This window comes from Pseudomonas batumici, assembly GCF_036585405.1.
Taxonomy (GTDB): Bacteria; Pseudomonadota; Gammaproteobacteria; order Pseudomonadales; family Pseudomonadaceae; genus Aquipseudomonas; species Aquipseudomonas batumici.
In genome coordinates this window covers 4,588,664-4,608,334 of the sequence record NZ_CP144470.1, presented here as the reverse complement: position 1 = coordinate 4,608,334, position 19,671 = coordinate 4,588,664, and the positions used below count along the sequence as shown (strand labels likewise).

Here is a 19,671-nt window from a genome sequence, read left to right as displayed (position 1 = left end):
GCTGATCTGTATCAAGGGAGGTATTTTATGTACTTGACGCCTCAGCATATCCTGCTCGCTGGAGCCACCGGCCTGACCGGTGAACATCTACTCGATCGCCTGCTCAATGAACCGACGATCACCCGTGTACTCGCACCTTCACGCCGACCGCTGGCCGAGCATCCGCACCTGGAAAATCCAGTGGGCGATCCGGCGGTATTCCTGCCGCAATTGAGTGGTCGTGTTGACGTGGCGATCTGCTGCCTGGGCACCACCATCAAGCTGGCCGGTTCCGAAGAAGCGTTCCGCGCCGTGGACCATGACATGGTCGTGGCCTTCGGCAAGCGAGCGCGGGAAATGGGCGCGCGGCATCTGATCGTGGTCAGTTCCATCGATGCCGATCCGAAATCCAAGGTGTTCTACACCCGGGTCAAGGGCGAGATGGAACAGTCGCTGAGGGCACAGAACTGGCCGCAGTTGACCATTGCCAGACCCTCCTTTCTGCTGGGCGAACGGATCGAGCCGCGCCTGACGGAACAGTTGGTGGCCCCGCTGTCGAAGCTGATTCCCGGGAAGTATCGCGGCATCGAGGCGTGCCAGTTGGCGCGCGCGCTGTGGCGATTGGCGCTGGAAGAGCAGGATGGGGTGCGGATTGTCGAGTCGGATGAATTGCGCCGGCTGGGCAAATAACGGTGGCGAGCGGGCTTGCCCGCTCACAAACACCCCCTGTGCGACTACAACCCTCCCGTCGCCTGAACCCCCACACCCAATACCGTCAGCACTGACAGGGGCAACAGCAGCGTATCCAGCAGCGCACTGGCCGGCAGATCCAGCCCCGGATAACTCGGCGCCTCCGCTCCGAAATGGTCACTGGCGCAACAGCCGCCCTGCAATGCATACAGATCCAGGCGCGTGCCCGAATACACCAGGGGCGCCCCGGTCTTGCCGGCGTCCAGGGTCCGCGCCGTCGCGCAACCGGCCAGTTGCAGTGCCAGCAACAGGCACAGCAGCGGCTTAGTCATCGCTGCTCAAATGGTGTTCGCCCCAACGCGGCAGCATGTCCTGGGGAATGTTCAGCAGATTGAGAATCCGCGCCACGACAAAATCCACCAGGTCATCGATGGTCTGCGGCTGGTGATAAAAGCCCGGCGACGCCGGCAGGATCGTCACGCCCATATTCGACAGCTTGAGCATGTGCTCCAGGTGAATGCTCGAATACGGCGCCTCGCGCGGCACCAGGATCAACTGGCGGCGCTCCTTGAGGGTAACATCCGCCGCCCGCTCGATCAGGTTGTTGCAGGCGCCCGTGGCGATGGCCGACAAGGTCCCGGTGGAACACGGCACCACCACCATCGCCGCCGGCGCGCCGGAGCCCGAGGCGACCGGCGACATCCAGTCTTCCTTGCCGTATACCCGAATCTGCCCGACCTGCGCACCGGTGTATTCGGTGAGGAAGGCCTGCATCAGCTGCGGCTTGGCCGGCAGCGCCACATCGGTCTCGGTGGCCATCACCAATTGCGCGGCCTTGGAGATCAGGAAGTGCACCTCGCGGTCCTCGCGCACCAGGCAATCCAACAGGCGCAGGCCGTAGGGCGCGCCGGAAGCACCGGTCATCGCCAGGGTGATGCGTTCCGGTCCGTTGTTCATTGCAGCGCCTCGGCCAGTTTGCCATGCAGGCCGCCGAAGCCTCCGTTGCTCATGATCACCACATGGGTCCCGGGTTTGGCCTGGCTTTTCACCCGTTCGATGATGCCGTCCAGGGAATCGCTGACGATGGACGGCACCGAACACAACGCCGCCGTGGCGCCCAGGTCCCAGCCCAGGTTGGCCGGTGCATACCAGATCACCTGGTCGGCCTGGACCACGCTGTCCGGCAAGCCGTCGCGGTGGGCACCGAGCTTCATGGAGTTGGAGCGCGGCTCGATGATGGCGATCAGCGGCGCATCGCCGACTTTCTTGCGCAGGCCGTCGAGGGTGGTGGCAATGGCGGTCGGGTGGTGGGCGAAGTCGTCGTAGATGGTGATGCCGTGGACTTCGGCGACTTTTTCCATCCGCCGCTTCACGCTCTTGAAGGCGCTGAGGGCCGCAATGCCCATGGCCGGCACCACACCGACATGCCGCGCCGCCGCCAGGGTGGCGAGGGCATTGGCGACGTTGTGCTGGCCGGTCAGGTCCCACTCGACCACGCCTTGCGCCACGCCTTCGAACATCACTTCAAAACGCGAGCCGTCTTCGCTCAGCAGCTTGACCTGCCACTGGCCACCGGCGCCGGTGGTCTGCACCGGGGTCCAGCAGCCCATTTCGATCACCCGGCGCAGGGCCGGTTCGGTGGTCGGATGAATCACCAGGCCTTCGCTCGGAATGGTCCGCACCAGATGGTGGAACTGTCGTTCGATGGCCGCCAGGTCCGGGAAAATGTCCGCGTGATCGAATTCCAGGTTGTTCAGGATCGCGGTGCGCGGACGGTAGTGGACGAACTTGGAGCGCTTGTCGAAAAAGGCGCTGTCGTACTCATCGGCTTCGATCACGAAGAACGGTGTGCTGCCCAGACGGGCCGACACCGAGAAGTTCTGCGGCACGCCGCCGATCAGGAAGCCCGGGCTCATGCCGGCGTGTTCCAGTACCCAGGCCAGCATGCTGCTGGTGGTGGTCTTGCCGTGGGTGCCGGCCACGGCCAGGACCCAGCGGCCTTGCAGCACATGGTCCGCCAGCCACTGCGGGCCGGAGACATAGGGCAGGCCCTTGTTCAGCACGTACTCGACCGCCGGATTGCCGCGGGACATGGCATTGCCGATCACCACCAGGTCCGGGGCCGGATCGAGTTGCGCCGGATCGTAGCCCTGGGTCAACTCGATGCCCTGGGCCTGGAGCTGGGTGCTCATCGGCGGATAGACGTTGGCATCGGAACCGGTGACGTGATGACCCAGCTCCTTGGCCAGTACGGCCATCGAACCCATGAACGTACCGCAGATACCCAGAATATGAATGTGCATAGTCGACCTCGTAAAACGTGGTCGCAGGTTAGCCCAGGGCGTAGGAAATCGCACCTGGTGTTTCATCGGGCCTAACGGGCGATGCCGTGCTTGCGCAGCTTGCGGTACAAGGTGTTGCGGCTCACCCCCAGTTGCTCGGCCGTGTGGGTCATGTGCCAGCGCTGCTGCTCCAGGGCATTGAGCAGGGTCAGGCGCTCGGCCTCTTCGAGAGGCGTCCCGGACGGCTCGTCGACCGCCACGGCGATCACACCCGGCCGCGCTTGCCGGATCAGCGCCGGCAGATCCTCGAGACCGATCCGACCGTCCTCGCACAACGCCGCCAGCGTGCGCAACACCGTCCGCATCTGCCGCACATTGCCCGGCCACTCGAACGCCAGGAGCGCCTGGCGCGCGGCCGCGTCGATCCGTACGCCCGGCTCCCCGGCCTCCTCCGCCAACAGGAAATCCAGCAACTGCGACTTGTCGCTGCGCTCACGCAACGCCGGCAAGCCGACCTCCAGCCCATTGAGCCGGTAGTACAGATCCTCGCGGAAGCTGCCGTCGCCGACCCGCTCCAGGAGATTACGGTGCGTGGCGCTGATGATCCGCACATTGACCGCCTCCGGCTCGCCGCCGATGGGCACCACCTGGCGATCCTCCAACACCCGCAGCAAGCGGGTCTGCAAGGCCAGCGGCATATCGCCGATCTCATCGAGGAACAGGGTGCCGCCATCGGCCTGTTGCAGTTTGCCGCGCATGCCTTCCTTGCGCGCGCCGGTAAAACTGCCACCGCGATAACCGAACAGCTCGCTTTCGATCAGGCTCTCGGGAATCGCCGCGCAGTTGAGGGCGACAAAGGCTTTCTCGGCGCGCTGGCTGGCCTGGTGCACCGCCTTGGCGAAGGCCTCCTTGCCCGAACCGGTTTCACCGTTGATCAGCAAGGGCACATCGCGCTCGAAGACCCGCAGCGCTCGGCGAAAATCCATCTGCAAGGCCGGGTCGCCCAGGCAGATGTTGGCCGGCTTCGCTCGTTCCATCGGCGCAAGCGTGGGCGCCATGACCTTGGGCACGCTGCGCGGCTGGCCGCGCAACACCGCGAACAGGGCACGGCCATCACGGCTGCGCAGCGGCCAACTGGCGCTGGCCTGGGCACTGGCACGCCCGAGCAGTTCATCCAGCGAGCAGTCGAAGAACGCCTCCACCGGCTGGCCCAATAAACCGCTGCGGCCATGGCCCAGCAGGTTCAGGGCACTCTGGTTGACTGCACTGATCCGTCCTTCGCCGTCGAACGCCAGCAAGCCCTCGCTGAACAGCCCCACGGACTCGGCCTGCAAATGAAAGCGCAGCAGCCAGTGGTTGTCGTAATGCCGCAGGAAATAGCAGCTCTCAATCATCTTCGCCGACAGGTTGACCAACGCCATGGTGTGGAACTGGCTCTGGCGCGAGACCTCCGGGCGGGCCGAGGACACGTCGAGCACCGCCATCAATTCGCCATGGGGATCGAAGACCGGGCTGGCGGAGCAGGTCAGGCCGGTGTGGCGACCGCGAAAATGCTCATCCTGGTGGATGGTCAGGGACTGGCGCTCCACCAGGCAGGTGCCGATGCCGTTGGTGCCTTCGCAGGCCTCGCTCCAGTCGGCGCCGAGCCAGAGGCCGGCGCGCTCGAAAATCTTGCGTTCGGCGGGGGCGGTGACGCAGTTGAGGATCACCCCGCGGGCGTCGGTGAGCAGCACCGCGTGACCGGCACCGGAGAGCTGCTGGTGCAGGCTGGTCATTTCATTGCCGGCGATCTGCAGGACCTGGCGCAGGCGCTCGCGGCTTTCCAGCAACCGGCCGTGTTCGAGCACGGTGGGGGCGATGCTCAGCGAGGGGTCGAGGTGATAATCCTCCAGGCAACGCAGCCAGGACCGGGCAATGGACGGGTCACTACCCGGGCCGCCCGGGTGGGCCTTGCCCTGGGTCACGGTCAGCACCTGCTGGGCGTGGCGACTCAGATGGTTGTTCTGCATTTCTTATTATTCTCCCCCCTTGTAGGAGCGAGCTTGCTCGCGATGGGCGTCAACGATCACGCGGGTGTCCTGATACCTCGCAGTGCCTGGGCCACCATCGCGAGCAAGCTCGCTCCTACAGGTTTCGCTGTGCGTTCGGAAGCTCATGCACTTTCGTCTGGACGCCCAGCATCCTCCTGCAACCCGAGCATTGCAATCCTCCAGCGACCGGCAAGTCACAGGCTGTGCCAACTTAGGTACAAACTGTCACCCCGGCTGTATCAACCCTGTCGCAACAGCCACGCCGCCTGTCATCGAACACGCCCGCCAAAGGCTCTGGCACCCACTCCGCGACGCACTGGCCCGACCTTTGCTCTACGCTTATCCAGCGCTAACCCGCGTACTCCCTTATAAGCACAATAGCCAAGGAGACACACCATGCGTTATGCCCACCCTGGTACTGCCGGCGCCATCGTTACGTTCAAGGCCAAGTACGGCAACTACATCAATGGCGAATTCGTCGCGCCTGTCGACGGCCAGTACTTCACCAACACCTCGCCGGTCAACGGCAAGCCGATCGCCGAATTCCCCCGTTCCAATGCCAAGGACATCGACAAGGCCCTCGACGCCGCCCATGCCGCCGCCGATGCCTGGGGCGCCACCTCGGTGCAGGCCCGTTCGCTGATCCTGCTGAAAATCGCCGACCGTATCGAGCAGAACCTCGAACTGCTGGCCATCACCGAAAGCTGGGACAACGGCAAGGCCGTGCGCGAAACCCTGAACGCCGACATCCCCCTGGCCGCCGATCACTTCCGCTACTTCGCCGGTTGCCTGCGCGCCCAGGAAGGCAGCGCCGCGGAAATCGACGGCAACACCGTGGCCTATCACATCCATGAACCGCTGGGCGTGGTCGGCCAGATCATCCCGTGGAACTTCCCGCTGCTGATGGCCGCCTGGAAACTCGCCCCGGCCCTGGCCGCCGGCAACTGCGTGGTGCTCAAGCCCGCCGAGCAGACCCCGCTGGGCATCTGCGTGCTGCTGGAACTGATCGGCGACCTGCTGCCACCCGGCGTCCTGAACGTGGTGCAAGGGTTCGGCAAAGAAGCCGGCGAAGCCCTGGCCACCAGCAAGCGCATCGCCAAGATCGCCTTCACCGGCTCGACCCCGGTCGGCTCGCACATCATGAAATGCGCCGCCGAAAACATCATCCCGTCCACCGTGGAACTGGGCGGCAAGTCGCCGAACATCTTCTTCGCCGACATCATGAAAGCCGAACCGAGCTTTATCGAGAAGGCCGCCGAAGGCCTGGTGCTGGCCTTCTTCAACCAGGGCGAAGTCTGCACCTGCCCATCCCGCGCCTTGATCGAAGAGTCGATCTACGACGAGTTCATGCAAGTGGTGATGAAGAAGGTCGAGCAGATCAAGCGCGGCGACCCGCTGGACACCGACACCATGGTCGGCGCCCAGGCTTCCGAGCAGCAGTTCGACAAGATCCTGTCCTACCTGGAAATCGCCAAGACCGAAGGCGCGCAACTGCTCACCGGCGGCAAGGTGGAAAAACTCGAGGGCAACCTGGCCACCGGTTATTACATCCAGCCGACCCTGCTCAAGGGCACCAACAAGATGCGCGTGTTCCAGGAAGAAATCTTCGGCCCGGTGGTGAGCATCACCACCTTCAAGGACGAAGCCGAAGCCCTGGCGATTGCCAACGACACCGAGTTCGGCCTGGGTGCGGGCCTGTGGACCCGTGATATCAACCGCGCCTACCGCATGGGCCGGGCGATCAAGGCCGGTCGCGTCTGGACCAACTGCTACCACCTGTACCCGGCGCATGCCGCGTTCGGTGGCTACAAGAAATCCGGCGTGGGCCGCGAGACCCACAAGATGATGCTCGATCATTACCAGCAGACCAAGAACCTGCTGGTGAGCTATGACATCAATCCGCTTGGGTTCTTCTAAACCCTGAGACCCCCTTCGCGGCGGTCCGGAGTCCCGGCCGCCGCGAAGAGGCCCTGACTGACACCCCAAAACAACGCCTGGCCGCACTGGCACGGGCTTTGCGTGCACGCTGTACAGAAAATCGACACCCGAAAGTCCAACAACCGAACAATAAAAATGACAAGCGAGGACTTATGACAACTCAAACCGAACTCAAACCCACCCTCGGCACCCTGCACCTCTGGGGCATTGCCGTGGGCCTGGTGATCTCCGGCGAATACTTCGGCTGGAGCTACGGCTGGGGGACCGCCGGCACCCTGGGCTTTCTCGTCACCACCCTGCTGGTGGCGACCATGTACACCTGCTTCATCTTCAGTTTCACCGAGCTGACCACCGCCATTCCCCATGCCGGCGGCCCCTTTGCCTACAGCCGCCGGGCCTTTGGCGAACGCGGCGGCCTGATCGCCGGGATCGCCACCCTGATCGAATTCGTCTTCGCCCCGCCGGCCATCGCCATGGCCATCGGCGCCTACCTCAACGTCCAGTACCCGGACCTCGACCCACGGCTCGCCGCCGTCGGCGCCTACGTGGTGTTCATGGGCCTGAACATCATAGGCGTGAGCATCGCCGCCACCTTCGAACTGGTGGTGACCGTACTCGCGGTCCTCGAGTTGCTGGTGTTCATGGGCGTGGTCGCGCCGGGCTTCAGCTTCAGCAACTTCGTGCTCAACGGCTGGTCCGGGGCGAGCAGCTTCAGCCTCGACTCGATCCCCGGCATCTTTGCGGCAATCCCCTTTGCGATCTGGTTCTTCCTTGCCATCGAAGGCGCGGCCATGGCCGCCGAAGAAGCCAAGGACCCCAAGCGCACCATTCCCAAGGCCTATGTCGGCGGCATCCTGACCCTGGTGTTCCTGGCCCTCGGCGTGATGGTGATGGCCGGTGGCGTCGGCGACTGGCGCCAACTGTCGAACATCAACGACCCGTTGCCCCAGGCAATGAAAGCGGTGGTGGGCAACAACTCCAGCTGGATGCACATGCTGGTGTGGATCGGCCTGTTCGGCCTGGTGGCCAGCTTCCACGGCATCATCCTCGGTTACTCGCGGCAGTTCTTCGCCCTGGCCCGGGCCGGTTACCTGCCGCGTTCGCTGGCCAAGCTGTCGCGTTTCCAGACCCCGCACCGGGCGATCCTGGCCGGCGGCGTAGTCGGCATCGCGGCGATCTACAGCGACGGGCTGGTCAACCTGCAAGGCATGAGCCTGACGGCGGCGATGATCACCATGTCGGTATTCGGCGCCATCGTGATGTACATCATCAGTATGCTGAGCCTGTTCAAGCTGCGCAGCAGCGAGCCGAACCTGGAGCGCAGCTTCCGCGCCCCGGGTTATCCGATCGTGCCGGGGATCGCGTTGGTCCTGGCGGTGGTGTGCCTGATCGCGATGGCCTGGTTCAACATGCTGATCGGCCTGATCTTCCTCGGTTTCATGGCGGCGGGCTTCCTCTACTTCCAGTTGACCGCCAGCCAGCGCCTGGACGCGCCGGCGGACGCCATGCTCACGGGTAACTGATTGCACCAGCACGGGGCGCCCTGTGCCCCCAACGCTGTACATATGAACACCGCAAAACCGTAGGAGCCGGCTTGCTGGCGATGAGGCCAGTGAGACTTGCATCATCTGATCGGCCGCCATCGCCAGCAAGCTGGCTCCTACAGCTACATTCATCGCTTGCAAAGGTTCAGGAGGACACCGCCCCATGGCCACATTCGCCCATTCCGTCGGCGCCCAGACCTATCGTTTCGACAGCCTCAAGGACGTCATGGCCAAGGCCAGTCCCGCCCGCTCCGGCGATTTCCTGGCCGGAGTCGCCGCCCTCAACGACGGCGAACGGGTCGCGGCCCAGATGACCCTGGCCAATATTCCCCTCAAGCATTTCCTCGAGGAAATGCTGATCCCCTACGAATCCGACGAAGTCACCCGCCTGATCGTCGACACCCACGACAAACAGGCCTTCGCCGCCGTCAGCCACCTGACCGTCGGCGGCCTGCGCGACTGGCTGCTCAGCGACGCCGCCGACGAACAGAGCCTGCGCGCCCTGGCCCCGGGCCTGACCCCGGAAATGGCCGCCGCCGTCTCGAAGATCATGCGCGTCCAGGACCTGGTGCTGGTGGCGCAGAAAATCCGCGTGGTGACCAAATTCCGCGGCACCCTGGGCCTGCGCGGTCGCCTGTCGACCCGCCTGCAGCCCAACCACCCCACGGACGATCCGGCCGGCATCGCCGCCAGCGTCCTCGACGGCCTGCTCTACGGCAACGGCGACGCCATGATCGGCATCAACCCAGCCACCGACAGCCTGTCGTCGATCTGCGACCTGCTGCACATGCTCGACGCGGTCATCCAGCGTTACGAAATCCCCACCCAGGCCTGCGTGCTGACCCACGTCACCACCTCCATCGAGGCGATCAACCGTGGCGTGCCGCTGGACCTGGTGTTCCAGTCGATCGCCGGCACCGAAGCGGCCAACGCCAGTTTCGGCATCAGCCTGAGCGTCCTGCAGGAAGGCTACGACGCCGGCCTGAGCCTGAATCGCGGCACCCTCGGGCAAAACCTGATGTATTTCGAAACCGGCCAGGGCAGCGCCCTGTCGGCCAACGCCCACTTCGGCGTCGACCAGCAGACCTGCGAAACCCGCGCCTACGCCGTGGCCCGGCATTTCAAGCCGTTCCTGGTCAACACCGTGGTCGGCTTCATCGGCCCGGAATACCTCTACAACGGCAAGCAGATCATCCGCGCCGGCCTCGAAGACCATTTCTGCGGCAAGCTACTGGGCGTGCCCATGGGTTGCGACATCTGCTACACCAACCACGCCGAGGCCGACCAGGACGACATGGACACCCTACTGACCCTGCTCGGGGTGGCCGGGATCAACTTCATCATGGGTATCCCCGGCTCCGACGACATCATGCTCAACTACCAGACCACCTCCTTCCACGACGCGCTCTACGCCCGCCAGACCCTGGGCCTCAAGCCCGCGCCGGAGTTCGAACAATGGCTGGCGAAGATGGGGATCTTTACCCAGCCCGACGGCAAGGTGCGATTCGGCAATAACCTGCCACCGGCCTTCCGCCAGGCGCTGGCACAGCTGGGATGAACGACATGGCCAACGACCTCGACCACGACAACCCCTGGCTGGCCCTGCGCCGCCTGACGCCGGCACGCATTGCCCTGGGCCGCAGCGGCACCAGCCTGCCCACCGGCGCGCAGCTGGATTTCCAGTTCGCCCACGCCCAGGCCCGCGACGCCGTGCACCTGCCGTTCGACCACGCCGGCCTGAGCACGCAACTGGCCGAACGCGGCCGCGCCAGCCTGCTGCTGCACAGCGCCGCCGAGGATCGCCACAGCTACCTGCAACGCCCGGACCTGGGCCGCAAGCTCAACGCCGCCTCGGCGCAGTTGCTCAAGGAGCATGCGACCGCCCACCCGGGCGGTGTCGACCTGGCCATCGTGGTCGCCGACGGCCTGTCGGCGCTGGCGGTGCATCGGCATACCCTGCCCTTCCTCGCCCGCCTGGAGGAACAGATCCAGGCTGAGGGCTGGTCACTGTCGCCAGTGATCCTGGTGGAACAGGGCCGGGTCGCGGTGGCCGACGAAATCGGCGAGTTGCTGGGGGCGAAAATGACCGTGATCCTCATCGGAGAGCGCCCCGGCCTCAGTTCGCCGGACAGCCTGGGCCTGTATTTCACCTATAATCCCAAGGTGGGCCTGACCGACGCCTACCGCAACTGCATCTCCAACGTGCGCCTGGAGGGCATGAGTTATGGCATGGCCGCACACAAACTGCTGTATTTGATGAAAGAAGCCTGCCGCCGACAATTATCGGGGGTCAATCTCAAGGACGAGGCTCAAGTGCAAACGCTGGAGAGTGAATCGGATGTCCATTCAAACGGCAACTTCCTACTGGGCCCGCCCCAAGCCTGAATATCATCCGGATTGCGCTTTTCCGTCGCTTTGGGCAGCATCGGCGTTGCGGCTGCCCGAGTGAACCGTTTGCCGTCATATCCATGAAATTGAGGCCTGACCTATGCGGATTACTCAAGCGACCCTGGAACATCTGGACCTGCTGACGCCCCTGTTCGTCAAATACCGTGAATTCTACGGCGCGTTGCCCTACCCGGATTCGTCCCGCAGCTTTCTGGAAAAACGCCTACGGCGCAAAGAATCGGTGATTTACCTGGCCTTGGCGGACGATGACGACAAGAAACTGCTCGGTTTCTGTCAGTTGTACCCCAGCTTTTCTTCGCTCTCGCTCAAGCGGGTGTGGATCCTCAACGACATCTACGTGGCCGAGGATGCCCGTCGCCAACTGGTGGCCGACAACCTGATGCGCACCGCGAAGAAAATGGCCCGTGAGACCCAGGCCGTCCGTCTGCGGGTGTCCACCAGCAGCGACAACCTGGTGGCACAGAAGACCTACGAATCCATCGGCTTTCGCGAAGACACCGAATTCAAGAACTACGTGCTGCCGATTGACGAAAAATGATCAGCAACGTGCCCCCTTGCAGGAGCGTCGACCGACGGCTCCTGCGGGGTATGTGCGCCCCATGCCCGACATTCCCCGCTACAAACTCGGCAGGCAGAAATCTCCCGAACTCTTATAATCCCGATTTCCCGCGGAATGTACGAAAAAACGACATTCCCTGTAGTTAACTACGTATCTCTATTGTCCTTGCACAGGTCCGCCGAGCCGGACCGTCCACACAGGTGCCCCCCATGGATTTCAACCCAATCGACATAATCCTGCATCTCGATGTCTACCTCGACATGCTGGTGAACAACTACGGGGCCTGGATCTACGCCATCCTGTTCCTGGTGATCTTCTGCGAAACCGGCCTGGTGGTGACGCCCTTCCTGCCGGGTGATTCGCTGCTGTTCATCGCCGGCGCGGTGGCCGCGGGCGGCGGCATGGACCCTGTGCTGCTGGCCGGCTTGCTGATGCTGGCGGCGATCCTCGGTGACAGCACCAACTACCTCATCGGACGAACGGCGGGGGAGAAACTCTTCAGCAATCCGAACTCGAAGATCTTCCGTCGCGACTACCTGCAAAAGACCCACGAGTTCTACGACCGCCACGGCGGCAAGACCGTGACCCTGGCGCGCTTCCTGCCGATCCTGCGGACGTTCGCACCGTTCGTCGCCGGTGTCGGCAAAATGCCCTATGTGCGCTTCTTCCTGTTCAGCATCCTCGGCACCGTGCTCTGGGTCGGCGGCCTGGTCACCCTCGGCTACTTCTTCGGCAACGTACCGTTCATCAAGAAAAACCTGTCGCTGCTGGTGATCGGCATCATCCTGGTGTCGCTGCTGCCGATGATCATCAGCGTGGTCCGCAGCCGCTTCGGCAACGCCGCAAAAGCCGGTACTCATTGATCCCGTGTGGTCACTGAGTGCCTGGCGGCGCCGGCGAACGCTGGCCCGCCATCCGGTTGCCGATGAAACCTGGCAACGGGTTCGCGAGCACCTGAGCTTCCTTGACGGCCTGAGCGACGCCGAGGATCGCTGGCTGCGCGAACACAGCGTGCTGTTCCTCGACGACAAGCACCTGAGCACCTTGCCCGGCGTGGAACTGGACCAGGAACGCCGCCTGCTGCTGGCCGCCCAGGCGCAACTGCCGCTGCTGCACCTGGGGGAGTTGAACTGGTACCAGGGCTTCCATGAAATCGTGCTCTACCCGGACGACTTCCTCAGCCCCCAGCGCCATCGCGATGCCAGCGGCGTGGAGCACGAGTGGGACGCCGAGCACAGCGGCGAAGCCTGGCAACAGGGCCCGGTGATCCTGGCGTGGCCCGGCGTAGAGGCCAGCGGCGGCTGGGAAGGCTACAACCTGGTGATCCACGAACTGGCGCACAAGCTCGACATGCTCAACGGCAACGCCAACGGCCTGCCGCCGCTGCACGGCAACATGCGCGTGGGCGACTGGGCCAAGGTCATGCAACACGCCTACAACGACCTCAATCGCCAGCTGGACCGCAATCCCCATGCTCAAACCGCCATTGATCCTTATGCGGCGGAAAACCCGGCGGAATTCTTCGCGGTGACCAGCGAATATTTCTTCAGTGCCCCGGATATCCTGGCCACGGCCTACCCGCGGGTGTACGAGCAATTGCGGGCGTTTTACCGCCAGGATCCGCTGGCACGGCTGCAGCACCTGCAGGCCCACGACCCGCGCTACCAAGGCCCCGGCAGCACTCACCCCTTGTAGGAGCCAGCTTGCTGGCGATAGCGCTCGCAAGCCGATCGCCGCAGAGCACCGGCAACCCCGCCCCGACCAAGGTGGTATTCCGCACGTCCCGTCGCCCGTGGCATCGCCTCCGGAATATGCCTATAATCCCCGCCACTTTTTGGTCAAACCGGCCAAGTTTTCTGATCAACCAACGGGGGCATCGCCCAATGAGCTACAGCAAGATTCCGGCTGGCAAAGACCTGCCGAACGACATCTACGTCGCGATCGAGATTCCGGCCAACCACGCGCCGATCAAGTACGAAATCGACAAAGACAGCGATTGCCTGTTCGTTGACCGTTTCATGGCCACCCCGATGTTCTACCCGGCCAACTACGGCTTCATCCCCAACACCCTGGCTGACGACGGCGACCCCCTCGACGTGCTGGTCGTGACCCCTTACCCGGTTGCGCCAGGCTCGGTGATCCGCGCCCGTCCAGTCGGCATCCTGCACATGACCGACGACGGCGGCGGCGACGCCAAGGTCCTGGCGGTTCCGCACGACAAGCTGTCCCAGCTGTACGTCGACGTGAAGGAATACACCGACCTGCCACCGCTGCTGCTGGAGCAGATCAAGCACTTCTTCGAGAACTACAAGGATCTCGAGAAAGGCAAGTGGGTGAAAATCGAAGGTTGGGGCGATGCCGAAGCCGCCCGTGCCGAAATCACCAAGTCGGTCGCCGCTTACAAGGGCTGATCCGCCGCGCCCTGGCGCGAATCGAAGAACCCCGGCTTGCCGGGGTTTTTTGTGCCTGTTTACCAATCGGCAAACAAAGTCTTTAATCAATAAACACAATGAATCAAGTACGACTCATTGGATGTAGGAATACTGAACAATCTCAATCAACTTGTGTGTTTTCAGGGGCCATTTTTGAACACCTCGTTTATTTAAACGGATGTAGCACGCCAGTAAACTCTGTGTTCATGAATACATCAGGTGATCGCTTAAGGGCCCTCCTGCGGGAGTGCCATCTATCCGCTTCGGACTTCGCTGCCAACCGGCAAGTGACGCCGCAGCACGTCAACAACTGGTTCAAGCGCGGTATTCCCATGGCGCGGCTGGACGAGATCGCCGAGCTGTTGTGTGTCAACAGCCGCTGGCTCCGCGCCGGCGAAGGACCCAAGCACCCTGGCGGCACGACCAGCGAGGCGGAGGATAAACGCGAAACGCTGTCCCCCCAGAACACCACCCCTTACTCGGCCCACGACGACCTGGCGGCGACCGAGCGCAACGACGTACAAGTGCCGCTGTACAAGGAAACCCCGACGGCCCCCGGATCGAACCAGACCCGGATCGCGGCCATCCCCGGGCGCAAGGTCCGCCTGCCCTATCGCATCCTGCAGGCCATGGGGGTCGAGCCAGACCAGGCCATCTGCGCCCCCATGACCGGCAACGCCATGTCGGAAAAAATCCAGGATGGTTCCACTATTGCCATCGACCGCAGCCTGACCCAGGTGGTGGATGGCGAGATCTACGCGCTGGAGCACGACGGCATGTTGCGGGTGAAATATGTCTACCGCCTGCCGTCGGGGGCGTTGCGGTTGCGCAGCCACAACAGCGCCGAGTACCCGGACGAAGTGTTCACGGCGGAGCAGATCGACGAACAGACCATCCGGATACTGGGTTGGGTGTTCTGGTGGTCGACGCTGAACAAGCGACGGCCGCCGGTGCCGTCCAAATAGGGGACAAATCCCTGCTTGTCTGAAAACGACAGCTCTGGCGTGTGGTTTTCGCTGGGCTTCTGTCGCAAATATCGGTATCCTGCGCGGCACATTTGGGCAGCGTCCTGCTTGCAGCAGGCCAGATTGCCCACGACGCGGCGCGATACAACTGCGTGGTGTCCCACAACCGGACGTGAAGTCTGGATGTCCATTTTGAAGGCGAGTGAGGCTTACCAAAAATAAGCCAAACCCGTCCCCGAGAAGCCGGCCACAAGCCGGCTTTTTAATGCCTTTTTGAAAGGTGTTTTGCCTGCTGAAATCCGCTGCAGCCCCACAGGATCAAGGGTCTCTGGACCGGAGAGCGTGTCTAACGGCGCCAGATTTTGCCCCCAGGACAATTGTGCAAGCACCTGTTGCACAAATTCCACGTCCGACCATCCCTCGGCAAACGCGCTTATCCAGCGTGGCGTTCTAAGCGTCCAGATCGGCCGTAGATGACCCGTGTACCGCCGCGCTTCCCTCCCCACTGCGAGACCACCTAGCCTTGCACGCCGCGGTTATTGGCGACGCGCAAGACTCGATAGTTACGATGAAGTCAGCTGCCCGGAGCGAAGACGGCCACGCAACCATTACAGCCACCATCCTTCGCGCTGAGCGGCAGGAAGACGTGGTTGTTTTTCTCGCTGACTGCCACCGAATGCGGGTTGCCGCCGGGCAGTTTTATGCGTTGGACCAGCGTGTTGGATTTCGCGTCGATGACACCGAGCTCCGGGCCGTCCGGCATACCGCGCGAAGCGGTGTAATACTGCTTGAGCTTCGGATTGTAGGTGACCATGTCGGCGGAACCGAGACCCGGAATGACCTTGACCACCGAACCGTCGGTCTTCATCACGACGAATACCGGCGGCAGACCGGTGTCCTTACCGCCGGCGTCGCAACCTAACAGCAGGTTTGCGCCACGCCCTTGCACCAGGCCGTTGGAATGGCAGTCACTGACTGGCAACAGTTTCTCGAGCTTGCCGCTGGCCGGGTCGATGACGGCGACGGCGCCCTTGGCCTTATCCTTCTTCAACTCGGGAATCGAAACATAGAACCTTTTCGTCGCGGCATCGTAGACAGGCTGTCTCGACCCCGTCCGTGGCGTCTTCAATCGCAATCTTGGCCATGACTTTATGGCCGGGCTTGCTCGAGATCAGCGTCAGGAACGGCGGCTCGCCGGCATTGTTGGCGACAATCACAACGTGGGCCTTCGGATCGTAGGCCATCTCGTCAACCCGGAATTTTCCGCCGGTGGAAATGGTATCCGTGACTTTTTTCGTAGGGTGTTGGAGGCGGCGCGCGGCGCGCGGCGCTCGGAATTGCGCGGCGGCAGAGGAATACACGGGCCGGGCGTGGGCGAATAATTGCCCCTGGAATCGTAATGGCCCACGGTTAACGAGATCCCTGTTTCAACAGTCGCTCACTCCTTGAGAGGGACCGACAAGAACAGAAAATCAGGTGTTCGGCCCAGTTGCCGAAGCTTACGTTCGGGGCCGAAAGGAAGTGACCGCATTGAATGTCAGGCAACTCAACGCTGCCTGTAGGATCTTGACCTGCAGACCCGCTCAACAAGCGGGCAGCCCCTCGGAGATATCGCTACAATCCCGCCGAGTGTTTACCAAGGTGCTCGCTCACGTGCCAAGTCCTGCTTTCCACCTCGCGGTGTTCCCTGGCACCCACAACCGCCACCCCGGGTTATTCCCGGTCGCCAGCTGAACAGGGTTGCCTGAACATGACGCTGCTGCACATCCCGACCCTGCTGCTGGTCTCGGTCTTCATCTTCTGCCTGATGGGGCTGTTGAGCCTGCACGCCTGGCTGCGTGAAACCCGCGAGCGTTGCCTCGCCTACCTGGGCAGCATGATGTTGCTGGCGTCCCTCGGCCTACTGCTGGGGAGCTTGCGCGGCATGGGGATCGACTTTGTGCCGATAGTGCTGGGCAACGTGATCCTGTTGCTGAGCGCGGCCATGAACTGGACGGCCATGCGAGTGTTTGCCGGTCGCCCGCCCTCGGTGCCGGGCATACTGGCGGGCGCGGCGATCTGGCTGGCATTGTGTCTGGTGCCGACCTTCCTGGCGTCGTTTCCATTGCGGGTGTCCGCCTACTCGGCGCTGGCGGCCAGCTATGGCGGGCTGACCTTGCTGGAGTTCTGGCGAAGCCGCCACCGTCTCGAAGCCTCCTACCTTCCCGCGCTGACCCTGACGGCACTACAAACACTGTTCTACTGCGTGCGGATCTTTGCCGATACCGGCTTGGGACCGGCCCGCGCGTTCGCGGGCAACGGCGAAGGCCTGCCATTTTTTTCCTTCCTGCTGTTCGAATCCATGGTCTACATGGTCGGAATCGGCTACGTGACCCTGGCCATGGTCAAGGAACGCGCCGAACGCCAGCTCAAGGCCGCGGCCTACAGCGATCCCTTGACCAGCATCGGCAACCGACGATCGTTCATGCTCAAGAGCGAAACGCTGCTGGCCGACTGCGAACGTCGCGGGACGTCGGCGGCGCTGCTGCTTTGCGACCTGGACCACTTCAAGCGCCTGAACGACACCTTCGGCCATGCCGTGGGGGACCAGGCGCTGATCGCCTTCAGCCGGATGACAACGCAGATCCTGCGCCCGGCCGATGTGTTCGGACGCATTGGTGGGGAAGAGTTTGCCTGTGTGTTGGGTGATAGCAACGAAGCGAGCGCAGTGGAAGTCGCGGAGCGGATTCGGGCCGGATTTTCCGGGCTGACACTGCTGGAGCCGGGATTTCTCAGTGTGAGTATCGGGCTGGTGAGCACAGGGGAATCGGGGTACGAACTTTCGCGATTGCTGTCGTTGGCGGATGAGGCGCTTTATGGGGCCAAGGGGAAAGGGCGCGATCGGGTGGAGGTGGCTCAAGCCCGCTGACATGGACATTCAGGATCATCGTTCAAACACTCCCTGGGCATCTCGCGCCCCTTTTTTCACCCATGTCTCTGGACACCAGGCTGACTTCACTGGCTAATACTTGCGTCAATCCTTTCGGCTCACCAACTTCGGACTCGTAACCAGTGCTGAACCGCAACGCTCTGATGGCCCAACTCTCTGCCACACCCGATGACATTGCAGCGCGTGCTTCGCTTTATCGCGATCTGCTCGACACCGGAGAGGCTTCACTGGATGGTTTACGAGTCGCTGCGGGCCTGTGCGATCCGGCCGCTATCGCCGTTATTGCCCACTTGAACACCACAGCGCATGCAAATCGCCCCGAGGTCTTGTTGTCGCAGCTTCGTGGACTGCCCGTAGACCATGTGGAGTTGGAGAATGCCAAGCCTGAGTGGTTTGACGCCCTGGCTGGTCTGCCATTGCGTACGCTGGTACTCAACAGCCCGAAGTTCAGTTGCGATCAGAATGTATGGCGACGCTTGCCAGCCGTTGCCCTTGAAACATTGGAAATCGGCGGTTTTTGGCGCGATGACAATGCCACCAGCCTCCCGTCACTCGAACGGCTGCGCCGGCTGAAGTTGGAAACCTACGGCGAAGACTTCGACGACCGCTTCCTTCACCAACTCGGCAGTAGTGCACTGCAGGAACTGTCGTTAAACCGTTGTGATGAGGTCACCGACGACGGCCTGCTCGGACTGTCACGACTCAAGTTGCGATCACTCACATTCGAACGCGCAGGGGAACTCACTCCACGTGGAATGAAGCACTTAGGTCATCATCCACTTGAACAGCTATCGCTCGGCTGGAATAGCGCAATCCTGGACGATCCTTCCTGGCTCAGCGACCTGATGGCATTGCGGTCGCTGAGCCTCGATTACTGTTACGCAAACGACGCAACGCTCCACGCCATCCGGGACCTGCCGATCGAACGGCTTTCGCTGCAATCTTCGTATGTCTGTGAAGACGACATAGCGGAACTGGAAGGCATGCCACTCGCCGACCTGGATCTCAGATCTTCACAGCAAATGATCGAGAGGCTCGATGTGCTGCACGCGTTTCCACTGAAGCGCTTGGGACTTTCCGATGTGCAAGGCATCGACGCACGTACGTTGCGCGATCTGCACGGTTTGGATCTGGAATCGCTGGACCTTTCATTGAACGACGTCACTGGCAAGGAACTGAAACAACTAGCTGGCCTGCCGCTGAAGCGACTCAATCTCAGCTTTTGTCGCGGCATTGACAGCAAGGCCTTGCGGATGCTCGTCGAATTGGGATTGCCGTTGGAACAACTTGAGATAGGCGGTCTGGACCTACGCGATGCCGACTTGGCCTGCTTGCGCGATCTGCCGCTGCAGCGCCTCGGTTTATATGAAAGCCCTTGGCTCACTGACGCCGGTGTCGCCCACCTCGCGCGTCTGCCGCTGCGAGATCTGACACTCGCGGCAAGTGCAGGGGAATCGCAGATCACTTCAGCAGCGGTGTCCGTGTTGGAGCAGTTGCCGCTGCAAAAATTGTGGTTGTCGAACTGCTCCGGGATCAGCGCGGAGGGATGGGATCGCTTGGCCAGATTGTCGGCCCGCGTGACTGGGCCCGGTATTTGAAAAGCGGTGAACATCCAGATGCCCGCTGGGTCGTATCAGTCCTGAATACCTGGGAAATATCGGGGCCCAGCAAGAGAACTTGCGCCCCCTTTCAGCTTTTTAACGCCGGTAAATCAGCTGAGTTTTTTCAGTGATCTTGCAGTGCCAGCAAGACAACTCGCTTTCCTTTGAATGAAGTTTCCTAGAAAATCCTGACCGCTTGTGCCTGCCAATTTCGGTGGCTAGTCTTCAGTCCGTCACTGCACATCAGTGATCGGGTTTAGTAGCCCGCCGTTTGACTAGGCGCAAAGTGCCTCCTTCAGCAAGGCGATTTCTT

Annotated in this window: 19 protein-coding genes; 12 read left to right on the top strand and 7 right to left on the bottom strand. The window is 62.4% G+C overall.

What is annotated here, in order from left to right; all coding sequences use genetic code 11:
* The first annotated feature begins 27 nt into the window (after positions 1–27).
* The gene (locus NUH87_RS20975; protein WP_040071193.1) at positions 28–669 is read left to right on the top strand and encodes an oxidoreductase; all 642 of its coding nucleotides are present in this window, start codon (positions 28–30) and stop codon (positions 667–669) included.
* Positions 670–713: 44 nt separating this feature from the next.
* Here NUH87_RS20975 and NUH87_RS20970 read toward each other — a convergent pair whose 3' ends face one another.
* The 4 genes from NUH87_RS20970 to NUH87_RS20955 all read right to left on the bottom strand — a co-directional run bounded on the left by NUH87_RS20970 (position 714) and on the right by NUH87_RS20955 (position 4,960).
* Positions 714–1,001, bottom strand: a complete 288-nt coding sequence (locus tag NUH87_RS20970; protein WP_040071194.1) for a YceK/YidQ family lipoprotein — start codon at positions 999–1,001, stop codon at positions 714–716.
* On the bottom strand, positions 994–1,626 hold the full coding sequence (ubiX, locus tag NUH87_RS20965; RefSeq protein ID WP_040071195.1) for a flavin prenyltransferase UbiX: 633 nt from the start codon (positions 1,624–1,626) through the stop codon (positions 994–996). The genes NUH87_RS20970 and ubiX overlap by 8 nt, the downstream gene beginning before the upstream one ends.
* Entirely contained in the window at positions 1,623–2,972 is a 1,350-nt protein-coding gene (gene mpl / locus NUH87_RS20960) for a UDP-N-acetylmuramate:L-alanyl-gamma-D-glutamyl-meso-diaminopimelate ligase (RefSeq protein WP_338522532.1), read from the bottom strand. The genes ubiX and mpl overlap by 4 nt, the downstream gene beginning before the upstream one ends.
* A 71-nt stretch (positions 2,973–3,043) precedes the next feature.
* Positions 3,044–4,960 carry a sigma-54-dependent Fis family transcriptional regulator gene (locus NUH87_RS20955; RefSeq protein ID WP_338522531.1) on the bottom strand — a complete coding sequence of 639 codons (1,917 nt, stop codon included), beginning with the start codon at positions 4,958–4,960 and terminating at the stop codon, positions 3,044–3,046.
* 417 nt (positions 4,961–5,377) lie between these two features.
* Between NUH87_RS20955 and NUH87_RS20950 the strand changes: the two genes are divergently transcribed.
* The 9 genes from NUH87_RS20950 (at position 5,378) to NUH87_RS20910 (ending at position 14,828) form a co-directional block, all read left to right on the top strand.
* On the top strand, positions 5,378–6,898 hold the full coding sequence (locus tag NUH87_RS20950) for an aldehyde dehydrogenase family protein (protein WP_040071198.1): 1,521 nt from the start codon (positions 5,378–5,380) through the stop codon (positions 6,896–6,898).
* 173 nt (positions 6,899–7,071) lie between these two features.
* Positions 7,072–8,442, top strand: coding sequence for an ethanolamine permease (gene eat / locus NUH87_RS20945; protein ID WP_040071199.1), 1,371 nt, complete (start codon positions 7,072–7,074; stop codon positions 8,440–8,442).
* Positions 8,443–8,626: 184 nt separating this feature from the next.
* A complete protein-coding gene (locus NUH87_RS20940) occupies positions 8,627–10,021 on the top strand; it encodes an ethanolamine ammonia-lyase subunit EutB (RefSeq protein WP_338522530.1) in 1,395 nt (464 codons plus the stop codon).
* Positions 10,018–10,848 carry an ethanolamine ammonia-lyase subunit EutC gene (gene eutC / locus NUH87_RS20935; RefSeq protein WP_338522529.1) on the top strand — a complete coding sequence of 277 codons (831 nt, stop codon included), beginning with the start codon at positions 10,018–10,020 and terminating at the stop codon, positions 10,846–10,848. The genes NUH87_RS20940 and eutC overlap by 4 nt, the downstream gene beginning before the upstream one ends.
* 103 nt (positions 10,849–10,951) lie before the next feature.
* Positions 10,952–11,410 (top strand): GNAT family N-acetyltransferase, encoded by a 459-nt coding sequence (locus tag NUH87_RS20930; RefSeq protein ID WP_338522528.1) that lies wholly within the window; start codon positions 10,952–10,954, stop codon positions 11,408–11,410.
* Positions 11,411–11,640: 230 nt separating this feature from the next.
* Positions 11,641–12,294, top strand: coding sequence for a DedA family protein (locus NUH87_RS20925; protein WP_040071203.1), 654 nt, complete (start codon positions 11,641–11,643; stop codon positions 12,292–12,294).
* Positions 12,295–12,298: 4 nt separating this feature from the next.
* Entirely contained in the window at positions 12,299–13,126 is an 828-nt protein-coding gene (locus NUH87_RS20920) for a zinc-dependent peptidase (RefSeq protein ID WP_338522527.1), read from the top strand.
* 188 nt (positions 13,127–13,314) lie between these two features.
* Positions 13,315–13,842 carry an inorganic diphosphatase gene (gene ppa / locus NUH87_RS20915; RefSeq protein ID WP_040071205.1) on the top strand — a complete coding sequence of 176 codons (528 nt, stop codon included), beginning with the start codon at positions 13,315–13,317 and terminating at the stop codon, positions 13,840–13,842.
* Positions 13,843–14,069: 227 nt separating this feature from the next.
* Entirely contained in the window at positions 14,070–14,828 is a 759-nt protein-coding gene (locus NUH87_RS20910; RefSeq protein ID WP_338522526.1) for a helix-turn-helix transcriptional regulator, read from the top strand.
* 209 nt (positions 14,829–15,037) lie between these two features.
* Here the strand turns inward: NUH87_RS20910 and NUH87_RS20905 are convergent, their stop codons facing one another.
* From NUH87_RS20905 to NUH87_RS20895, 3 genes are all read right to left on the bottom strand, one after another.
* Positions 15,038–15,235: a hypothetical protein gene (locus tag NUH87_RS20905; RefSeq protein ID WP_338522525.1), complete on the bottom strand. Its 198-nt coding sequence runs from the start codon at positions 15,233–15,235 to the stop codon at positions 15,038–15,040.
* A 167-nt stretch (positions 15,236–15,402) separates the two neighbouring features.
* Positions 15,403–15,879, bottom strand: a complete 477-nt coding sequence (locus NUH87_RS20900) for a hypothetical protein (RefSeq protein WP_338522524.1) — start codon at positions 15,877–15,879, stop codon at positions 15,403–15,405.
* Positions 15,866–16,189: a hypothetical protein gene (locus NUH87_RS20895; protein ID WP_338522523.1), complete on the bottom strand. Its 324-nt coding sequence runs from the start codon at positions 16,187–16,189 to the stop codon at positions 15,866–15,868. Before NUH87_RS20895 ends, NUH87_RS20900 begins: the two co-directional genes overlap by 14 nt.
* 389 nt (positions 16,190–16,578) lie before the next feature.
* Between NUH87_RS20895 and NUH87_RS20890 the strand changes: the two genes are divergently transcribed.
* Both NUH87_RS20890 and NUH87_RS20885 read left to right on the top strand, forming a co-directional pair.
* Positions 16,579–17,736 (top strand): GGDEF domain-containing protein, encoded by a 1,158-nt coding sequence (locus tag NUH87_RS20890; RefSeq protein ID WP_338522522.1) that lies wholly within the window; start codon positions 16,579–16,581, stop codon positions 17,734–17,736.
* A gap of 164 nt (positions 17,737–17,900) precedes the next feature.
* A complete protein-coding gene (locus NUH87_RS20885; protein WP_338526878.1) occupies positions 17,901–19,355 on the top strand; it encodes a leucine-rich repeat domain-containing protein in 1,455 nt (484 codons plus the stop codon).
* The last annotated feature ends 316 nt before the right edge of the window (positions 19,356–19,671 follow it).